Annotated in this window: 20 protein-coding genes; 6 read left to right on the top strand and 14 right to left on the bottom strand. The window is 46.8% G+C overall.

All coding sequences use genetic code 11. From position 1 onward, the window contains the following. Positions 1-238: 238 nt before the first annotated feature. Positions 239-652, bottom strand: coding sequence for a hypothetical protein (locus AACZ40_RS01645; protein ID WP_291167855.1), 414 nt, complete (start codon positions 650-652; stop codon positions 239-241). Positions 653-854: 202 nt separating this feature from the next. On the opposite strand from AACZ40_RS01645, the gene AACZ40_RS01640 reads away from it, so the two are divergent. From AACZ40_RS01640 to AACZ40_RS01620, 5 genes are all read left to right on the top strand, one after another. Further along, entirely contained in the window at positions 855-1850 is a 996-nt protein-coding gene (locus AACZ40_RS01640) for a DUF932 domain-containing protein (RefSeq protein ID WP_291167859.1), read from the top strand. A 126-nt stretch (positions 1851-1976) separates the two neighbouring features. Continuing rightward, positions 1977-2399 (top strand): hypothetical protein, encoded by a 423-nt coding sequence (locus AACZ40_RS01635; protein WP_291167863.1) that lies wholly within the window; start codon positions 1977-1979, stop codon positions 2397-2399. Positions 2400-2542: 143 nt separating this feature from the next. Next, on the top strand, positions 2543-2845 hold the full coding sequence (locus AACZ40_RS01630; RefSeq protein WP_291167866.1) for a hypothetical protein: 303 nt from the start codon (positions 2543-2545) through the stop codon (positions 2843-2845). Further along, the gene (locus tag AACZ40_RS01625) at positions 2842-3054 is read left to right on the top strand and encodes a hypothetical protein (RefSeq protein WP_291167869.1); all 213 of its coding nucleotides are present in this window, start codon (positions 2842-2844) and stop codon (positions 3052-3054) included. The genes AACZ40_RS01630 and AACZ40_RS01625 overlap by 4 nt, the downstream gene beginning before the upstream one ends. A gap of 134 nt (positions 3055-3188) precedes the next feature. Next, entirely contained in the window at positions 3189-3482 is a 294-nt protein-coding gene (locus AACZ40_RS01620; RefSeq protein ID WP_291167872.1) for a hypothetical protein, read from the top strand. A 194-nt stretch (positions 3483-3676) separates the two neighbouring features. Here AACZ40_RS01620 and AACZ40_RS01615 read toward each other — a convergent pair whose 3' ends face one another. From AACZ40_RS01615 to AACZ40_RS01590, 6 genes are all read right to left on the bottom strand, one after another. Continuing rightward, the gene (locus AACZ40_RS01615) at positions 3677-4222 is read right to left on the bottom strand and encodes an HD domain-containing protein (protein ID WP_291167875.1); all 546 of its coding nucleotides are present in this window, start codon (positions 4220-4222) and stop codon (positions 3677-3679) included. A gap of 10 nt (positions 4223-4232) precedes the next feature. Next, entirely contained in the window at positions 4233-5261 is a 1029-nt protein-coding gene (locus AACZ40_RS01610; protein WP_291167878.1) for an ArdC-like ssDNA-binding domain-containing protein, read from the bottom strand. A gap of 44 nt (positions 5262-5305) precedes the next feature. After that, positions 5306-6418, bottom strand: a complete 1113-nt coding sequence (locus AACZ40_RS01605; RefSeq protein WP_291167880.1) for a tetratricopeptide repeat protein — start codon at positions 6416-6418, stop codon at positions 5306-5308. A gap of 8 nt (positions 6419-6426) precedes the next feature. Beyond that, the gene (locus AACZ40_RS01600; protein ID WP_291167881.1) at positions 6427-7167 is read right to left on the bottom strand and encodes a DUF4339 domain-containing protein; all 741 of its coding nucleotides are present in this window, start codon (positions 7165-7167) and stop codon (positions 6427-6429) included. A 52-nt stretch (positions 7168-7219) separates the two neighbouring features. Beyond that, the gene (locus AACZ40_RS01595; RefSeq protein ID WP_291167883.1) at positions 7220-8191 is read right to left on the bottom strand and encodes a hypothetical protein; all 972 of its coding nucleotides are present in this window, start codon (positions 8189-8191) and stop codon (positions 7220-7222) included. A 156-nt stretch (positions 8192-8347) separates the two neighbouring features. Continuing rightward, positions 8348-9436: a hypothetical protein gene (locus AACZ40_RS01590; protein ID WP_291167885.1), complete on the bottom strand. Its 1089-nt coding sequence runs from the start codon at positions 9434-9436 to the stop codon at positions 8348-8350. Between the two features lie 181 nt (positions 9437-9617). Here AACZ40_RS01590 and AACZ40_RS01585 point away from each other — a divergent pair, with 181 nt between their 5' ends. Further along, a complete protein-coding gene (locus AACZ40_RS01585) occupies positions 9618-9998 on the top strand; it encodes a helix-turn-helix transcriptional regulator (protein ID WP_291167887.1) in 381 nt (126 codons plus the stop codon). 4 nt (positions 9999-10002) lie between these two features. Here the strand turns inward: AACZ40_RS01585 and AACZ40_RS01580 are convergent, their stop codons facing one another. The 7 genes from AACZ40_RS01580 to AACZ40_RS01550 form a co-directional block, all read right to left on the bottom strand. Then, positions 10003-10665 carry a hypothetical protein gene (locus tag AACZ40_RS01580; protein ID WP_291167890.1) on the bottom strand — a complete coding sequence of 221 codons (663 nt, stop codon included), beginning with the start codon at positions 10663-10665 and terminating at the stop codon, positions 10003-10005. Between the two features lie 571 nt (positions 10666-11236). Continuing rightward, positions 11237-11950, bottom strand: a complete 714-nt coding sequence (locus AACZ40_RS01575; protein ID WP_291167893.1) for a hypothetical protein — start codon at positions 11948-11950, stop codon at positions 11237-11239. 79 nt (positions 11951-12029) lie between these two features. Continuing rightward, positions 12030-12557 carry a hypothetical protein gene (locus tag AACZ40_RS01570; protein ID WP_291167894.1) on the bottom strand — a complete coding sequence of 176 codons (528 nt, stop codon included), beginning with the start codon at positions 12555-12557 and terminating at the stop codon, positions 12030-12032. Positions 12558-12574: 17 nt separating this feature from the next. Beyond that, positions 12575-13018 carry a hypothetical protein gene (locus AACZ40_RS01565; RefSeq protein ID WP_291167896.1) on the bottom strand — a complete coding sequence of 148 codons (444 nt, stop codon included), beginning with the start codon at positions 13016-13018 and terminating at the stop codon, positions 12575-12577. 74 nt (positions 13019-13092) lie between these two features. Continuing rightward, complete coding sequence (locus tag AACZ40_RS01560; protein ID WP_291167898.1) at positions 13093-13311, bottom strand: hypothetical protein; 219 nt, start codon at positions 13309-13311, stop codon at positions 13093-13095. A gap of 495 nt (positions 13312-13806) precedes the next feature. Next, positions 13807-14178 carry a hypothetical protein gene (locus AACZ40_RS01555; protein ID WP_339672915.1) on the bottom strand — a complete coding sequence of 124 codons (372 nt, stop codon included), beginning with the start codon at positions 14176-14178 and terminating at the stop codon, positions 13807-13809. A gap of 567 nt (positions 14179-14745) precedes the next feature. After that, a complete protein-coding gene (locus AACZ40_RS01550; RefSeq protein ID WP_339672912.1) occupies positions 14746-15492 on the bottom strand; it encodes a hypothetical protein in 747 nt (248 codons plus the stop codon). Positions 15493-15511: the final 19 nt, after the last annotated feature.

Genomic DNA, 15511 nt, shown 5'->3' with positions numbered 1-15511 from the left:
CCGCCAGTGGCGGGCGGGGCTCGATCAATCTGTGCAATACCTTAACTTGTCTTCGACAAAAACGGGAGTGGATCTACCCGTACCTCATATGTTACACGATGACCCATTATAGTCTTGATACCAATTCTGGTAACTTGGCTGACCTAACTCAAATCCTTGGCTACTCGAATTTGAAAACAACAAAGCAATATATTTGACGTCCAGAGGATGAAGTGAGGGAAGCGGCTGATCGGATGGACTACTGACCTGCTGAGTCCTCTGCCTTAATGATTCCCTTTGCCATACAAGTTATACCATTCCCAATCGCTGGAGTGCGAGGTTGGGACTCAAAGCAGAAACGAACCACGTCACCCTGCCTTGTCTCCGATCGAATTGCTTCAGCGATTTCGGCACATCGGCTGTGGATTTGTTGCTCTTGCCCCTGAGCAATAGGATCAATATCGAATGATGCAGTGACTCTAATCAATTTGCCGGTGTCGTTGACATCGATTACTTTCACGCCGTTAGCAGCCTGCCGCCAGTTGGGCTGCACCAATCGGCTAAAGATCCGATCGTATTCCTTTGGATCAAGTTCTGCCAATTTATAATCAATACCTCGGATCGCCTCGGCAAAAATATTCTTCACGTCGTCAGTGGACGGAACGTCTAACATTTGCCGGTCCTTTTCTGTATGAGGCTAATAAGCTTTTGATTTGTTGAGTTGAAAAAAGATCCAAGGTGCAGAGCATCTGAATTTCTACTCAGTCTACCCTGTTCACAGTCATTCGGCAACATTCAGTCACCTCGTACCTTGCAATTGCGACGGCTGCCGACTGTCGGCAGCTAATCGCAATTATGGCACAGGGAGACACGACATGCCAGCAAACATTTCTTTTCAGAACAGTAAGGCAGAAGCTTTTACTTCATTGACGCCCGCATGGTGGGATCGCAAAGGTGAGTACGTCGCCGACCAACATCTCACCAGCAAGCAAGTATGGGGCAAGAGGGGCGTGCTTAATTTTGAGTATGAACTTCGTCCCATATCTGATGCCAAAACCGGTATGAAACTCGACAGCTATCGTCATTGTATCCGCAAAGATACCGGCGTCACAGTCGGTTGCGGTATGACGGACGGGTACCGTATCGTCCAGCCACGGCAGGCATTTGACTTCCTGGATGACCTCATGCGGGATGGCGTGATGCGGTACGCTTCCGCCGGTGTTCTCGGTAAAGGTGAAGAGATTTGGATTCTCGGCGTCATCCCGAATGACGATCAACCGATTTACGGCGAGACTCATAATCGATACGTCCTTTGGACAGATCGATTCGATGGTGGTGGCACGTTGAAATGCTTCCCATGCGTGACCCGTGTCGAATGTGCGAATACTCTGGCTGTGGCTCTTTCCGAGTGGAACGCCAAATTATTCAAAGGCATCCGTCACAGCGGCGATATGCAAGCCAAGCTCGATGCGGCCCGCCAAACGTTGGTTGAAGTCGAAACTGCATTCCAGAAATATAACGCCGACTGCCAGAAGTTGATTTCCGCCCGGTTCAACCGAGATGATGCTCGACAATTTATTGAGACACTTCTCCCGATGCTGAATGATGATGCCAGTCAGCGCTCGAAGTCAATTCGAGAGAGAAAGGTCCAAGCTGTACGGGAAGCTATGCGAGATGAGACGAACAACCTCGGCGAGATGAAGGGGACCTGGTATCAACTCGCCAATGCCGTCACGTTTGCCATTGATCATGGAAACGTACTCCATTTCCGTGGTGACCAGCGAACCAATCGTTTCCGATCACTAATGATGAATGATGGTGCAAACCTCAAACGCAAGGCATTCGACCTTGCCCTGAATATGGCCAGTTAGTCTCCCTGGCCCGTCCCGTTCGGCTGAACATTTCAGTCGGACGGGGTTTTCATTTCTGGAATCAGTGGCTCTGTACCTTGAGTGGCATGAACCAATTCACATGCCACTCTTACCGGGAAGCCTCTCATGCAATTCAGCATTATTTATTCCGTCGATACTCCGCACAATGTGGACGTCGAACAATTCGCTCCACCAAACGCCGACGAAATATGGAATCAAACCGAGGACGACGAACAGTACGAGTACGACTATCTCGAAGGTCGTTGGGAAAACGGCCATCACCGAAAATGGTGTGCCATCCTCGACCGCCAGCAGTTTGATGACTTCGTTGGAGATTGCTGCCTGGCTGCCGAAGATGTTGAAACGATGGGCAGCCTGGGTGCTCCCGGTTTCGGTGTCGGTTGGGTACCAGCAATCAGCTTCAATGGCGACGATCCCGACGCTTTTCAAAACGCATACGTCACACCGATTCCCGAAACCAAACGGGAACAATGTAACGAAAGGGACTGGCAGCGTGTGCGAGGTGCGGTACTTGCCATCTACGGGTAGCAGCTTCCGTTGGATTCAATTCTGAACACCACGAAGTTTTGTTATAGATCTGCTTCCCCGACCAAAGGTCGGGGAAGCTCGTTCAACCCGATCAGTAGCTTTGTACCTTCAAAGGCAAACTTACTCAATCATTGGAGACCACCATGACCAAGCAATTCATACATCCTGATGATGCCACCAGACAGGCGGCAAAGTATGCCTTACTCGTCCAGGACGGAGTCAATCTCCGTGCGATCGTCGCTCAGATGTTGAGGGACATCGATGCAATACGAAAGTCGCAGAAACTCAACGGAGATGCGATCAACTCTCATCCGGTCGTACTGGCATACGTCAGTAAGCTGGCCAGTCTCACTCAGCTATCCACGGAGCGGGAAGTCGCTGCCCTGGAAGGAGTCGAACGTTTGGCGAATGGCAATGCGGTGGAATCGGAGGTGATCCCGTTATGAGTGATGATCAGGCCAAAGAACAACTGACAGCCATACTTGAACATTACACGACAGGCAGTGTTCTACACCTACTTGCCGACTTGTACCGAGAGTCAGCAGACAGTGCTCAGCAGGACGGTGATGCACTGGCGTGCGACCGCTTCAAGGCAATTGAGCAGGCTTTGTTTGTAGTGGGGTTGGGAGTCGATGCGGCGAATCCTTCATCGTGACGAACTCCATAAATCAATTGGGGAAATTCCCCGTTCGCTTCGGTTACCAACAGAATTCGCTAACCATTAGAGCCATCAGTAGCTCCATACCATGACTTGCAGATCGTCACTCTTTCAATCAACGGAGACCACACATGAATTCTGCAAAATTCCCTCTTGGGCAAATCGTCGCCACCCCCGGTGCATTGGAAGCTCTCGAAAACGCAGGCCAATCACCGGCCGAGTTCCTCAGCCGCCATGCAGCATGTGACTGGGGTGAAGTATGTGACGAGGACAAGCAGGCCAACGACGAAGCCTTGAAGACTGGAGTAAGATTGTTGTCGGCGTATCATACGGCAGACGACTCAAAAATCTGGATCATCACTGAAGCTGCCGATGAGAATGGTCGGCGAGAGGCGACGACGATTTTGTTGCCATCAGAGTATTGATCGATTTAGGAGGCCAACTCTCACCGACAGGTGGGAGTTGGCGGGTAGTGACAGTGGCTCTGTACCTTGTTCAGAACAAAACCTGTTACATAATAAAAAACCAAACAACTATTTCCATAATCCCTGAGTAACTTGGCTCCAAGCACGTCGTCTGGAGTGATATGCAGTCTACGTTTTCTTGGGACTCCTATTTGTCACCCATTGCTTCGCTGCCATGCAAGCCTTTCGTCGCCTTGACTGGCAATCTTTTCGAGCAAGCCATCGAGTTCACTGAAAACTTCCCACTCTTCGACACAAGTTTGACGGGAAATCGTGTCGATCACTTGTTTCTCCAGTTCATCAATCCGTTGTCCCTTCCAGATCGCATCGCTTAGGGCAACGAGAAGATCTTCGATCGGCAACGCTTCCTTTGTCCAGCGACCGTGAGTTCGGGAAAACTGAGCCAGTCTCGGTTCAACTCCGTGCTCTTCCAACAACGCCGGTCCATCTTCTTCATGCTGGCGACCGGGGCCGGTCAATTCGTTGGGATGTTTCACCTTCCCAATGTCATGGCTCCCTGCCCCAAAACAAACTGCGGCCTCGTCAAACTCCAAGTCATGAAACTTCTGCCGTAATCCTTCGCATAAGTCAACGGCGACGTCATGGACGAGAATCAGATGGAACAATAGTTTGTTCTCTGCATCCAGTTCGAGGCAAAGTCTCTGAATCTCAACAGGAAGTGGACGAGGGGCGAAAGTCATGCAGTGGCCTTTACCAAGCCTTAGTGAAACACATGTTGTCTGGTCCACTGATGAAGTGAACCGGTGGAATGATGGAGCATTTATCGTGATAGACACGTTCCGCTCGTTGAAGGATCGGATGAAGCAAGAAATCACACACACGGTCGACCTGAGCCATCGCCCAGAAGAAAAACGAATCATCTGTGTGAAAGATAACATTCCAATGTCGAAGCCACTTTCGGTGATTGTATTCGTCAAAACAATGAGGAACGCCCAACTCCAGACCAAGAATGTGCATTCCCGCCTCGGCGACAAATTCTCGAACAGGTAGACAATGCATCCAGTCGGTTCGGATCTCAGACCAATGGACCAACTCATGTAGCATGACCGAATAATGATCGGCACGACTTGGAAAATGATTCTCAGATTGCATCAGGATGTAGTCGCCATATTTGTGAGTAGGGAAATCGTGCCAAGGTTCAGGCACAACGTAGCCATTCCAGTCAGGCGGATTCTTGGTGTCACCTTTGTCGAATCGAATATCCGGCTGATGGTATTCCAACAACATTCCCATGAAGCTTAAATCAGCTTCGTCATTGGCCATGATCGCACCGTCAGCCTGAAGGCTCTGGCGGTCACAGGCACCGTGGACCTGGCTGGCGTGAAAGACCAGACAAGGATCGGCCTTGCAACCAACATCACGATATTGAGCAATGACAGTGGGTTCTTGGCCATACTTGACGACGGCACCGATCGCTTCCCAGTCCTCTGCCGTTCCCCACCATTTGTTGCGATACCCTTTTGTATGATAGGTGTCACATAAGAGCAAAGTGTTGACGCCACGGTATCGACCACCAGTTCGAACGTTGTGGGGCAAACCACAATTAGGATCATGAGACAAGGGAATCTTCCAGGGAATACGTCCCCGTTGCAGAGCAACTGTTATCCGCTGATTGATGTAGGCGTTGATATCGGGAACACTTCCTGATCCATCCCAGAATTCATCAGGAAGAATCAGGCGTGAGCGGAGTAAACGGGATGTTATCGGTGTCTTGATCATTGTGTTTCGGTATTACAATCGTACAAATCTGTATCTTCAAATCATTACTTCATGAATGGATTGTGGACCCACTTTCCACCCTGACCACCACAATTGGGACAACGGCGTTCATTTGTTGTGCCGATGTTCTGGAAGCCCTTCCCCCTGCAGGACGGACAGTTATCCCATATGGTTCGGCCTCCACTTCCACCTGACGAGCCATTGCTACCGGCCTCTCCACCGCTGGAATTCGAACCACTGGCTGTAGCCATTCCGCCGAGAGCACATAGACCGATCGCAGCTAGTCCGCCAACGAGCAGACCCGTCGTCTTGACTGCCTTCCAAGCCCCTTGGGCTACATCACTGGGAACTGAATTGAAAGTTCCACATTCCACACATTCCTGCTGGCGGCTAATAACAGTAGCAGGATGGTGCTGAAGCATTCCGCACTGGCCACAGTAAAAATTGATGGTCCTTCCCTCCTCTGTTTGAGTAAATTTCTCAACATACGGAACCGCTCTGACGACAAGCGGCTCTTCTGAAAGAATTTCTGTTTCGGGTAACCCTCGTATTCTGACCCAATCGATTTTCGATGGATGATCACTGTTGTACTCTGGAACCTCACACTCAGGATTCAATCTATGTGCAACCTGAAAGTCTTCGAGTGCCTTGGCAAGCTTATTTGCTGAGGCGCTCGCCCTGGCCCACGATTCATATGTCAGGGCTCGATAATAGATCGGCTGAGCATTTTGGGGTTCGCTCTGTATGGCACGATTCAACAGCACGATTGCTTCTTCAAATCGATTTTGAGTTGTCGCCCTTTCGGCTTGAAGACACAATGTAGGCACATGTTTCGGGACGAGATGTAGTGACTTCTTCAGGTTCTCACTGGCTTTCTTTTCGTTTCCCAGGCACAAGTAGGTCCAGCCCCGAGAAAAGTATGCGTCAGCACATGTAGGCTCAAGTTCAACTATTCTGTCGAGAAGTATCAGCGTCTTGTCATACTGAGCATTACCAAAGAAGACATCAGCTTCTTCGAATAGATGCGCCACATTGTTGTTTTCGTCTGTGGAACCGGTCTCATCCAGTAGATCCTCACGCAATTCTTTATAGGTCTTCTGATCAATCCGTCCTTCAAGCAAAGCTTTTTGTAGTTTGATTAGATGTTGTTCGGACATGTTATACTTCACTTACTACGGATTACATTGATTTTGAATAGTTGATCCTTGAACTGTCCCCAAAAAGATCCTGGTTCAATTTGAATTTCGTAATGTCCCGAAGCATCGAAATGTAATGGATGCACAAAGTTCTTATCGATGCGAAAGAAAAAAGGTGCCGAATCTTTGTTTGTTTCGTTTAGCTTGAGAGTGTGGTGACCAGTTGAAGTCTCAAAGTCGATGTGAATTCCTGCGACTTCAGAACCAGTTCCGATTAGTTCATCATCGAGATAAACATCTATTTTCAATTCAGAGGAACCGCCCTTGCCAACCATACAAATATTACCAGTCACCCAGGGAGACACCTTAGACTCACTATTAGTTTGGGAGATTTCCTGCACCGCTGAATCGTTGCTGTCAGTTTTGGATTGTTTACTGGCGTAAAGCAAATCTCGTTTGAGCATATCATACGTCTCTTTGTCGATCTGTCCTTCCAGTAGTTTGTCCTGTAGCTCAGTCAGTTGAGAACTAATACCTGCACTTGAATTGGACGGCGTTACTTTTGACAACGGCGGTGGCACAGGCCGCTTATGATTTGAGGCATTGAGCAGCCCATCAACTTTTTCGGCTGGTTCCCACTGGGTCATTCCCTCTCGCCAGACGAGCGTTGTTGAAGAAATATCTCCTGAAAGAACGAGACCCTGCATCTGATCGGCTGGCACTGGTCCAAGTTGCTCTCCATTGTTACTGAAATACCACTCTGTAGTCATTACGGTTCTCCAACTGGATTCACAGCAATCAATACTAAAAATAAACATCTCATTACTTCCCTCGCATGTCTTCTTCATTAGCGGGGAAACTCTTAGTACGACCAAAAAATACACTTGACCACAATACTCCACCGGGGTGACCAGGAGGTGCTTCGCCCCGATGGATCTCAACACGATACTCAAACAGACTCTCGGCTTCATCTGCCAGATGACCGGGCACTCTAGTCGCTTCTAAGGCATCTTCCCAACGTTCCCGAAACTGATGGAGCGGCCCTCCGCAGAACCAATTCCAATCTGCAACGAAATAAAGCGGATGATTCCCACGATCAACCCAATGCTTGATGCGGTGGACAGGTTTGTCGGAGATCGGCTCTAAGCCAAGAATATAAATCATCATCGATAAGTGCGTGAGTGCTCCTTGGGTGGCAAGAGGGTCCACGCCTTCTTCCTCATTGTTTCTTTTGATTTCGTTATAAAAGCCACGAAACCATTCAGTGTTGATATATTTTTGCAACTCAGGCGAAGCCACACGACGGCCCATGATCTGGTCAAGAAGTTCCTTCGGAGTTATATCACCAGATTGAATCTGGCCGTTTCTCCAGTAGCCCTGTTGCTTCAGCGGTCCCAGAAATTGGAAGAGAGTTTGATAGGCACTGCCAGTATCGTATCCCTCACGGACCATGTGGCGGTAGCAATAGACGGCATTGATGCCAAACTGTTTTTTCAAATCGTCTTCAATGTCTCGGACATACGCCACAGCTTCGGGGGATGGCAAACCTCCATCATCCAAGGGAGGGGGAGGCGCAGTCTGCTCGGGCGTGAGAGACATCTTGGGATTTCGAGCATTCTGTCCATTCCCACGATGATTGTTGGCGATAGCACCTGCGCCGCACAGGCCCAGCGCAATTGCGGCTGGACCAGCAGCAACGCCACCAGCCAGCCACATCAGGCCGGTCCCGATGCTCATGTAGGAGTACATATCATTGGCTTGTCCTTTGGACATCAATGGGGGGCGGAGTGTCATATCAAATTTTCTCCTGGATTTGACAGAAATGGAATCAAGGGTTGGTTAGCCTCAGCATCTGATGAAAAATTCACTCACCAAGGCACAAGGCCACTGATGACAGAATTCGAAGAAAAGCCGATTGATGTCGCCAACTTTTTCTGTCACAGCATCCCGTTACGGCAAGGTGAAGTTCTTGATCACACCAATTTGAAAGATCGGTTCCACTTTTGGATGACCGGTGATGAATAACTCTTTTGTCCCAAGAAGATAGCGAGGGCAGCGCACTTGATTCGGGACATTTTCAGTGTCAATGAATTTATAATCAACGAATGGTGTTTTATTATCAGTTCGTTTCAAAACCAATAAATTCTTCTTATACTTTGGATTTCCCTCAACAGAACAGACCAATATCAGTCCATCTTCTGACAGCCAGGACCATGTTAGGAATCCCTGTAATTTGGTTTCCACTGATTTTGCAACAAGAGGACGTGGTGAGCCCCAGGGAGAATTGCGATTTTCCCGAGTTGTGACCACGAGTTGGGCGTTATTTCCTGTACTGCGAAAGCAGAGTGTCAACCCATCGGACGTGAGATATGGCGACTTTGGGTTTCTGAATGTTTTCAGTTCTCGCACTTCGGTCGCTCGCCGAAATGGCTGATCAAGTGACTCTCGACTTGTGGAATGAAGGGTCGGTTCCGATGCGGATGGGTGAGACTTTGCCAGAAACATCAGTTCCAAACCATTACCAGAAATGGCCGGGTGGCGACCAGGAAATAATCGTTGATGTTGTTGAAAGTAGCTCTCGGAATCTTTCCGTTGCGATGTGAAAAGGATTGCTCCGTTAGAATTCGGGACACCATAGACTTCGTAGACGATGTGCTTCCCATCTGCCGTGGGAGACCCGTACAAACCATTGATCTCTTGGACGCCGACGAACTCGGGAACTTTCGGAGTACCCGAAGCCCGAATCTCAGTAATCACCGCTAAATCCTCGTTGTAATCGAGAACAACCTTGTGACCAGGCTTCAGCTTGTCAAGCGAGGCTGCTTGACCGTTGACTTCGACCGTGGCTTTCTTACTGAGGTCTAGTGTTGTTGTCGTCTTTCCCAAAGCCGCTTTGTAGTTGACGGTAATCTTTCCCGCTTCCGAATCGACTGAAATCACATCGGCCTCGATTTCAGCGGCGAAACAAGTATCAACTTCTGTTGCAAAAAGAGAAACGAAAATTAGAGGTGAAAGCCATAGTAGGAAGTTCTGTGACATTTCATATCTCCATTGTGGTTTGAAGAAGATCGGTAGCAAAAGCTTTTAAGCCGATTGCCAAGACAGAGACGGAATGCCTCACAACGAGTTTACTAGTATACAAACTATAATGGTTATTAGCAACTATTATTAGATGTGTTTTGCGTCTCCAAGTTCAGACGAATGAACAATGGAGGTGCGCATGGGAAAAAAGAAAATTCAAATTCAGCATGCAGAAATCGTGAACCGATTCGGTATACGTCTGCGTGAATTGCGGCGAAGTCGGGGCCTGACGCAGGCAAAACTCGCTCAGGAAGCTCGTCTGACGGCGTCATATGTGGGTAGGCTGGAAGTCGGTGGCGCTTCGCCTGGAATAGACCTCGTTCAACGACTTGCCGATGCACTTGGAACAACGGTTCACGATCTGTTACCCACCGAGAAATCCCCTGATACTGAGGCGACATTGAAAAAACGGGCTAAGGATCTTTTCGATGATCTGATGAAATCTGCTGATCGTGAGACACTTTTGATGCTAGTGCCGCTCCTGGCTAGACTGGGCGAATCGCCGACCAGGCGAAAGTAAAATATCAGTTCCCCTGATAGTCATCATGGACTCGGTCTGCTGATTCAATCAGAGTTGTGTCAGCTATAGGCTCGATCTCAATCGATACCAAAAGTTCGTTGAGAGGAGGCAAGACTTTCCCAATGCGCATTCTTATTTGGCGAAGCGCCTCCTCATGCTGTTCTTCGTTGTACATCTCTTCGAAAGTGTATGAGACTGTATCACGAAGCGCCCGAATCACTTCATCCGCAGGCCGTTGCTCAATCAGATTTACGAGTTTTTGTGTCTTACCATTGTACTTCACCTTCAATTGCAGGTCGTCAAAACGAGCCAGTGTGTATTGAAATACATACGCCTTCGTGTTGGGGCCGACTTCACTGGGTGGGGGAACGGGCTTCAAATTCAGTTCTTCAAGGACTTCAGGTATTGTTCTTAGTGCCTCAATACAAATCCGACGTATTTCCAGCAACGCTTCCAGCAGGCCATCGATAAATGGATTTCTTGGAAATGTAAGCGAGAACGATTTCCGTAAGGCAATCAAAACTTCATCAAATAGTGGACACTGAAGCTCATCCAGCAGATTGTTATCAGAATCACCTTCAGGATCTAGCTTCCGATCCTCACCTACCGATGCAAGGATTTCCGCTTCGACGATCAGATAGAGTGGCTTGGTTCTGCGGCGCCCCATCACAGTTACTCCTGGCAAGGTCAAGCTTCTATTGTACAATAATATGTTCTTATCAGCAAAATGTGCATCGTCCGCAGTAAATCGCCAACGAGGCGGAAGTAACTATCATAATCTCCGAGAGTCTTCGTGGAGGGGATAATTGATTTCTAAACAAAAGCCCCTATGCATCGAGATCGATATGCTGAGTATATCATAGTGATGTATGATTTTGGCAGTTACGCTAAATTGAATATCGATCCCCCAGAAGTGGGGTGCGAACAGATGCAAAGCTACAACGATTATCTGGGCAGGAAATGGTCAAGATACTTGATCAACTCAACTGCCTCTCTCAATGTTAGATGTGCAATCTGATCCCCCAACTCTTCAGGGTCATCATCAGGAAAGCAGCAGCAACAGTTGTTGCCATTGTTATCAGGTGGTTTATTTTCTGTTTGTGTTTTGGGCATGGGATTAGTTATGTCTGGGGATGGAATTTCACTCGGGGGAAGAAGTTTTAACTGCGCATGAAAAAACCCCGCTAACAAAGTTGGCGGGGTATCGATGATCAAAGTTACTTCCCTTGACGATGTGGTCAATCTGTCGTTAAGAGATCATCGATATTGATCTCATCCCAGCATCCATCATCATCGACACTATACCAGTGTCCTAGATCGTCATTCGGATCACCACAATAACAAGCTCCCTCATTACCATCATGCTCATGATAGATGATTTTTGCCTCTACCTCCTCGCCATACTCATCATAGATATCATACAAATCACCATCCTCGCAATACTGTTGCTGTCTATACTCCCTGTGGTTTGTTGTCTCAGGCTCGATCTCAGGGAGTATGATCCTCCTGATGGTATCTTCTACTGACTCGATTTTTGTGCTGACGAAATTCTTTTTTACGTCCTCGATGGTCTCTATGTCATCGCCTAGATATTTTGCCATGTAGCTGATGGCCTCATCCACATCGATCGAGCAATCGATCTCTCCACGATCGTTATAGCAGTGATGCCAATCCGTCTCACAGTTTGGATATGCCGCATGTACGATGGTTACATATTGGATCTCGTCGTAATCCTCATCGGGATCGTCCTCGATCTCAAAAAATGTACCGATCTCATTGACTCGCTCCTTGCCATCCTCTGGGTCACCCTCCCAGTAGATAATCTTACCGACTCGACATCGTACTGATCGCCCCCCGATCTCTAGCTCCTCGCCATCCTCTGGAGCATACTCACGGTAGATGATTTCACCTATCACCTCATCTACCGTTTTGATTTCTTGTTTTGTTTCCATTTCATTCTTCCTTTTGTTTTGTTGTTTGTTTGAATAAACCCCGCCCATTTCATGGGCGGGGTATCGATGATCAAAGTTACTACGCTGTTGCTTCTTCTTCTTCCTCTATTTCCATTTTGCCATGATATAGACCAGCAGCATATCCTTCTTTTCTGCCATCATCATAGCCATTATCATAACCATGATCGACACCGCCATCTGTGTGACCATCAGCATAGCCACGCTCGTAATCGATTACACTTAGCTTGTGCATGATGTCCTTCAGTTTTGCTTGATCCTCAATTGATACATCCTTGACGATGTGGTCAATCTGCTGTTTCAGTTTTTCAACTTCTATTTCTTGGCGTATTTTTGGCGTTATGTAATCATCAGTGTTAATTTCAGTGTAGGTATAGTCCTCATCAACGTTGTACCACTTGTCATCAATCCTGACAATTTTAGCCTCTACCTCTCTCCCAGCCTCATCATAGATGTCATATCGATCACCACCCTCACAATGAGGCTGCTTATACTCTCTGAGTTTTGTTGTCGCCGACCAGTTTGATTGATTGAAAATAATCCTTCTGATGGCATCTTCTATTGTCTCTTTGAATCTTGGGGTTTTCATTTCTTCACTCCTTTTTGTTATTGTTGATCCTCATACTCAGCTATTCTTTCCTCCCAATCCATTTCACCCTCATCATGAATTGTGGTATCACAATCCCAGTACGTCAGCAGGTAGACTATTTCGCCAGTCTCTCTGGATCTGACGACAATTTCCGAGCCATTGCAGCCAGGGTACTCCTCCGTCGTAAATTCCGGCATTGACTCGATCCATTCCTCAATAATTATTAAATGTGAACTTGGCAGGTAGCCGGAGAACCAGTCATTAGCGTCAGGCGCATCAAGCATCTCACTGATGTACTGCTCCAGATCGGATGGCGTCTTCGGATGTTGATTTTTCAGGAGTGTATTCACCTCTTGTGTGACGACATTTACTCCCGTGCTGCTGAATGCTATTCGATTAGCCAAATCCTCTATCCCGCTAATCGAATCAATATAGTCCTGTACTCTCTGTGGTCGATTCATAATTATAATTCCTTTTTGTGTTGTTGTTTGAAAAACCCCGCCCATTTCATAGGCGGGGTATCGATGATCTGTGATTATGATCGGGCGTTATATCCTGCAATCCATCCCTCACATTGCCCGTCATATAAAACTATCTCATTACTGGCTCTGACCAGATGTGAGACAACCGCATCAAATTCATTTTGAAAATTCTCAGGCAATTTTTCTCTCAATTTTTCGACTGCCTCAGTTGCATCAGCTAAGTCCATTGCCAATGCATTCTCTTGCTCAGGGCTTAATTCTTGTACCGTCATTTCATCACTCCTTTTGTTTTGTTGTTGTTTTCTCAGTCCATCGCTGAGATGAGCATTTTACCCTCAATCAAAAACTAAAAAAATGCCGATTAAATGCTCAGCACAATAGCAATCTTCAATCACTGTAGCAGTCTACAGTGATTTCAAATTCAGGTTATCAGCTTTGCTCATTGTACTGCCCGAAAAGCAGTTGATTAGTAGATTTAAAAGAAAAGCCCATCACCTGAAAGGTGATGGGCAAACAACAACAAAGCAATCAATCAATGATTACAGCCAATAGATTACTGGCCATCACATGACCTATCTCTTCGACATCCTGCAAGCCCTCAGCATAGCCTTGTAAGTGGCCAGCGTCATAATCAGCTTGGCATCGTGTAACTCACAAGTTGGCTTACAAGCTCTCTGTGTCTCATCTGATCAGCTATAGAGAGCTTGCTGATGATCTGGTCTAGTTCTTGTTAGATTTCTTTCTTTGTTGTCACTTTTATAGGTCCATTATGAAAGTTGCTTTGCAGTTTCTTTTTTATCTTGCTGATAGAAACTGACATCTGTGATTTCATCAGCATTCCTCAGGGGGTAGTAATCTTTCTCATGCCATACCCCATCCTCGAAGACATACGCCTTGATCATCACTCTCACTGCTCTGACCAGTCTGGGCCTGTATTTGATGGCCTGATATTGATAGAGCGCAAAACCATGATCATTCTCATAGCCCTCATGCATCCCAGCACCTTCAATGGCGCTCTTGAGTTGATTGAGTGTGGCATCTGGATCAGAGAAACAAGGGTCAGTTGTCATCTGCGACCATCCATCATGCTTATATTCCCAGCCAATTACGCCTAGCATTTTCCTGTCTGATTGTCTCATTGTTATATTACTTTTTCATTGATTGTTTTTTCAGGGGCGTGAGATGAAAATACATCAAATCAAAAACAAAAGGAATGCCGACATTGATCGCTACAAGATTTTTCAAAACACCTTTTTTTAGGGGTTGTAGAGTGCTATATTGTGCGACAAGGTTTAAAAGTCAGAGGCAAGAAATTGGGTTTCTGTCGTATCTGGCAGAATACATGACTTGCTTGTCAGTCATCTGCAAACCCTCATGATTCGATGATGTATCGCAGCCCGATGAATTCTGACAATCTGATGTAAATGACAGATATGAGCGACAAGCTACTAATAGAGATACCGTACTAATGGCAGAGTTGGTCGGTATGGGGTTACCAAGGTGAAGGCAAACTCTCTATAGTATGACTTGGTGCCATTAACTATACCGTACCAAATCAATCTCAGGGGAACCTCAGTAAGACTGATGACTTTTCGTCAGACTAGGAAACACCAGGAGAGGGCTAAGATACACTTAGGTTTGTGTGGGTAGGGGATGGTCCGTAAGTATAATTGAGAGATACAACATTCCTTTGTTGTCTTTGTATCTCATTCAAACTTCTTCCGCCACTTCTCAATATCCTTGACCAGTTTATTCAATGGTGTCTTCTTTGCAGTTGCAATATTGATGTCTGTCACATAGGGCAGGTTATTTGTGGTTGTCAATATGGCTGTGTGGATACCGCCATTTTTCAGGGTCACCTGAATATAACATCCTACCCGCCTGGGGTTGATTTCCCATAACAGCAAATCAACTCTCTCAACAAGCTGATGGATGATTCCTCTGAGTTTTTTTCTCTTGTCATTATCATCGGCAAAGATTGAATTTTTGCCGACCTGAGTCAGCAGGTCAGAAACTGGCTCGGTATAGATATTTTCATGCAGAGCTTCTTTGAGTTTCTTCTGTTTTTTCTGCAACTCATTCATTGCCTCAATAATTTGCGGTAATGGATTGCTTACATCAGTCAATGCCTGGGCTAATTCGTCAAGTCTGGCTTCAATAGTCTCAAGTTCTGCTTTTGCTTTCTCAATTTCGACTGTTTTGTTATCTGGTTTCAGATCAGATACTTTCACGCTTTGTAATGTGGTCAGTGCATATCGTTCAACATGGTCAACCAAGAAACTTTTCTTGCAAGCATCTTGCATCTTTCTGAGCGAAGCATAGCTGACAAGCCGTCTTTGTGTGTGTGGAATTTCTTTTTTCTTTCCAGTCTTGCTCTTGTAAGCTCTCGAAGTTTGAATGTGCATCACAGATTTATCCCGTGCATTGAAAACTAATCCAGAAAGCAAATTCACAAATTCTGTCTGCCTGCCT

Source organism: uncultured Gimesia sp., from assembly GCF_963972345.1.
GTDB lineage: Bacteria > Planctomycetota > Planctomycetia > Planctomycetales > Planctomycetaceae > Gimesia.
The sequence above is the reverse complement of the archived record's forward strand: the minus strand, read 5'-3'. Positions and strand labels throughout refer to the sequence as shown.

What these genes read in the sequence shown, in the direction of transcription:
- AACZ40_RS01645 (WP_291167855.1), bottom strand. Translation starts at nt 652, where the DNA reads ATGTTAGACGTTCCGTCCACTGACGACGTGAAGAATATTTTTGCCGAG.
- AACZ40_RS01640 (WP_291167859.1), top strand. Translation starts at nt 855, where the DNA reads ATGCCAGCAAACATTTCTTTTCAGAACAGTAAGGCAGAAGCTTTTACT.
- AACZ40_RS01635 (WP_291167863.1), top strand. Translation starts at nt 1,977, where the DNA reads ATGCAATTCAGCATTATTTATTCCGTCGATACTCCGCACAATGTGGAC.
- AACZ40_RS01630 (WP_291167866.1), top strand. Translation starts at nt 2,543, where the DNA reads ATGACCAAGCAATTCATACATCCTGATGATGCCACCAGACAGGCGGCA.
- AACZ40_RS01625 (WP_291167869.1), top strand. Translation starts at nt 2,842, where the DNA reads ATGAGTGATGATCAGGCCAAAGAACAACTGACAGCCATACTTGAACAT.
- AACZ40_RS01620 (WP_291167872.1), top strand. Translation starts at nt 3,189, where the DNA reads ATGAATTCTGCAAAATTCCCTCTTGGGCAAATCGTCGCCACCCCCGGT.
- AACZ40_RS01615 (WP_291167875.1), bottom strand. Translation starts at nt 4,222, where the DNA reads ATGACTTTCGCCCCTCGTCCACTTCCTGTTGAGATTCAGAGACTTTGC.
- AACZ40_RS01610 (WP_291167878.1), bottom strand. Translation starts at nt 5,261, where the DNA reads ATGATCAAGACACCGATAACATCCCGTTTACTCCGCTCACGCCTGATT.
- AACZ40_RS01605 (WP_291167880.1), bottom strand. Translation starts at nt 6,418, where the DNA reads ATGTCCGAACAACATCTAATCAAACTACAAAAAGCTTTGCTTGAAGGA.
- AACZ40_RS01600 (WP_291167881.1), bottom strand. Translation starts at nt 7,167, where the DNA reads ATGACTACAGAGTGGTATTTCAGTAACAATGGAGAGCAACTTGGACCA.
- AACZ40_RS01595 (WP_291167883.1), bottom strand. Translation starts at nt 8,191, where the DNA reads ATGACACTCCGCCCCCCATTGATGTCCAAAGGACAAGCCAATGATATG.
- AACZ40_RS01590 (WP_291167885.1), bottom strand. Translation starts at nt 9,436, where the DNA reads ATGTCACAGAACTTCCTACTATGGCTTTCACCTCTAATTTTCGTTTCT.
- AACZ40_RS01585 (WP_291167887.1), top strand. Translation starts at nt 9,618, where the DNA reads ATGGGAAAAAAGAAAATTCAAATTCAGCATGCAGAAATCGTGAACCGA.
- AACZ40_RS01580 (WP_291167890.1), bottom strand. Translation starts at nt 10,665, where the DNA reads ATGGGGCGCCGCAGAACCAAGCCACTCTATCTGATCGTCGAAGCGGAA.
- AACZ40_RS01575 (WP_291167893.1), bottom strand. Translation starts at nt 11,950, where the DNA reads ATGGAAACAAAACAAGAAATCAAAACGGTAGATGAGGTGATAGGTGAA.
- AACZ40_RS01570 (WP_291167894.1), bottom strand. Translation starts at nt 12,557, where the DNA reads ATGAAAACCCCAAGATTCAAAGAGACAATAGAAGATGCCATCAGAAGG.
- AACZ40_RS01565 (WP_291167896.1), bottom strand. Translation starts at nt 13,018, where the DNA reads ATGAATCGACCACAGAGAGTACAGGACTATATTGATTCGATTAGCGGG.
- AACZ40_RS01560 (WP_291167898.1), bottom strand. Translation starts at nt 13,311, where the DNA reads ATGACGGTACAAGAATTAAGCCCTGAGCAAGAGAATGCATTGGCAATG.
- AACZ40_RS01555 (WP_339672915.1), bottom strand. Translation starts at nt 14,178, where the DNA reads ATGAGACAATCAGACAGGAAAATGCTAGGCGTAATTGGCTGGGAATAT.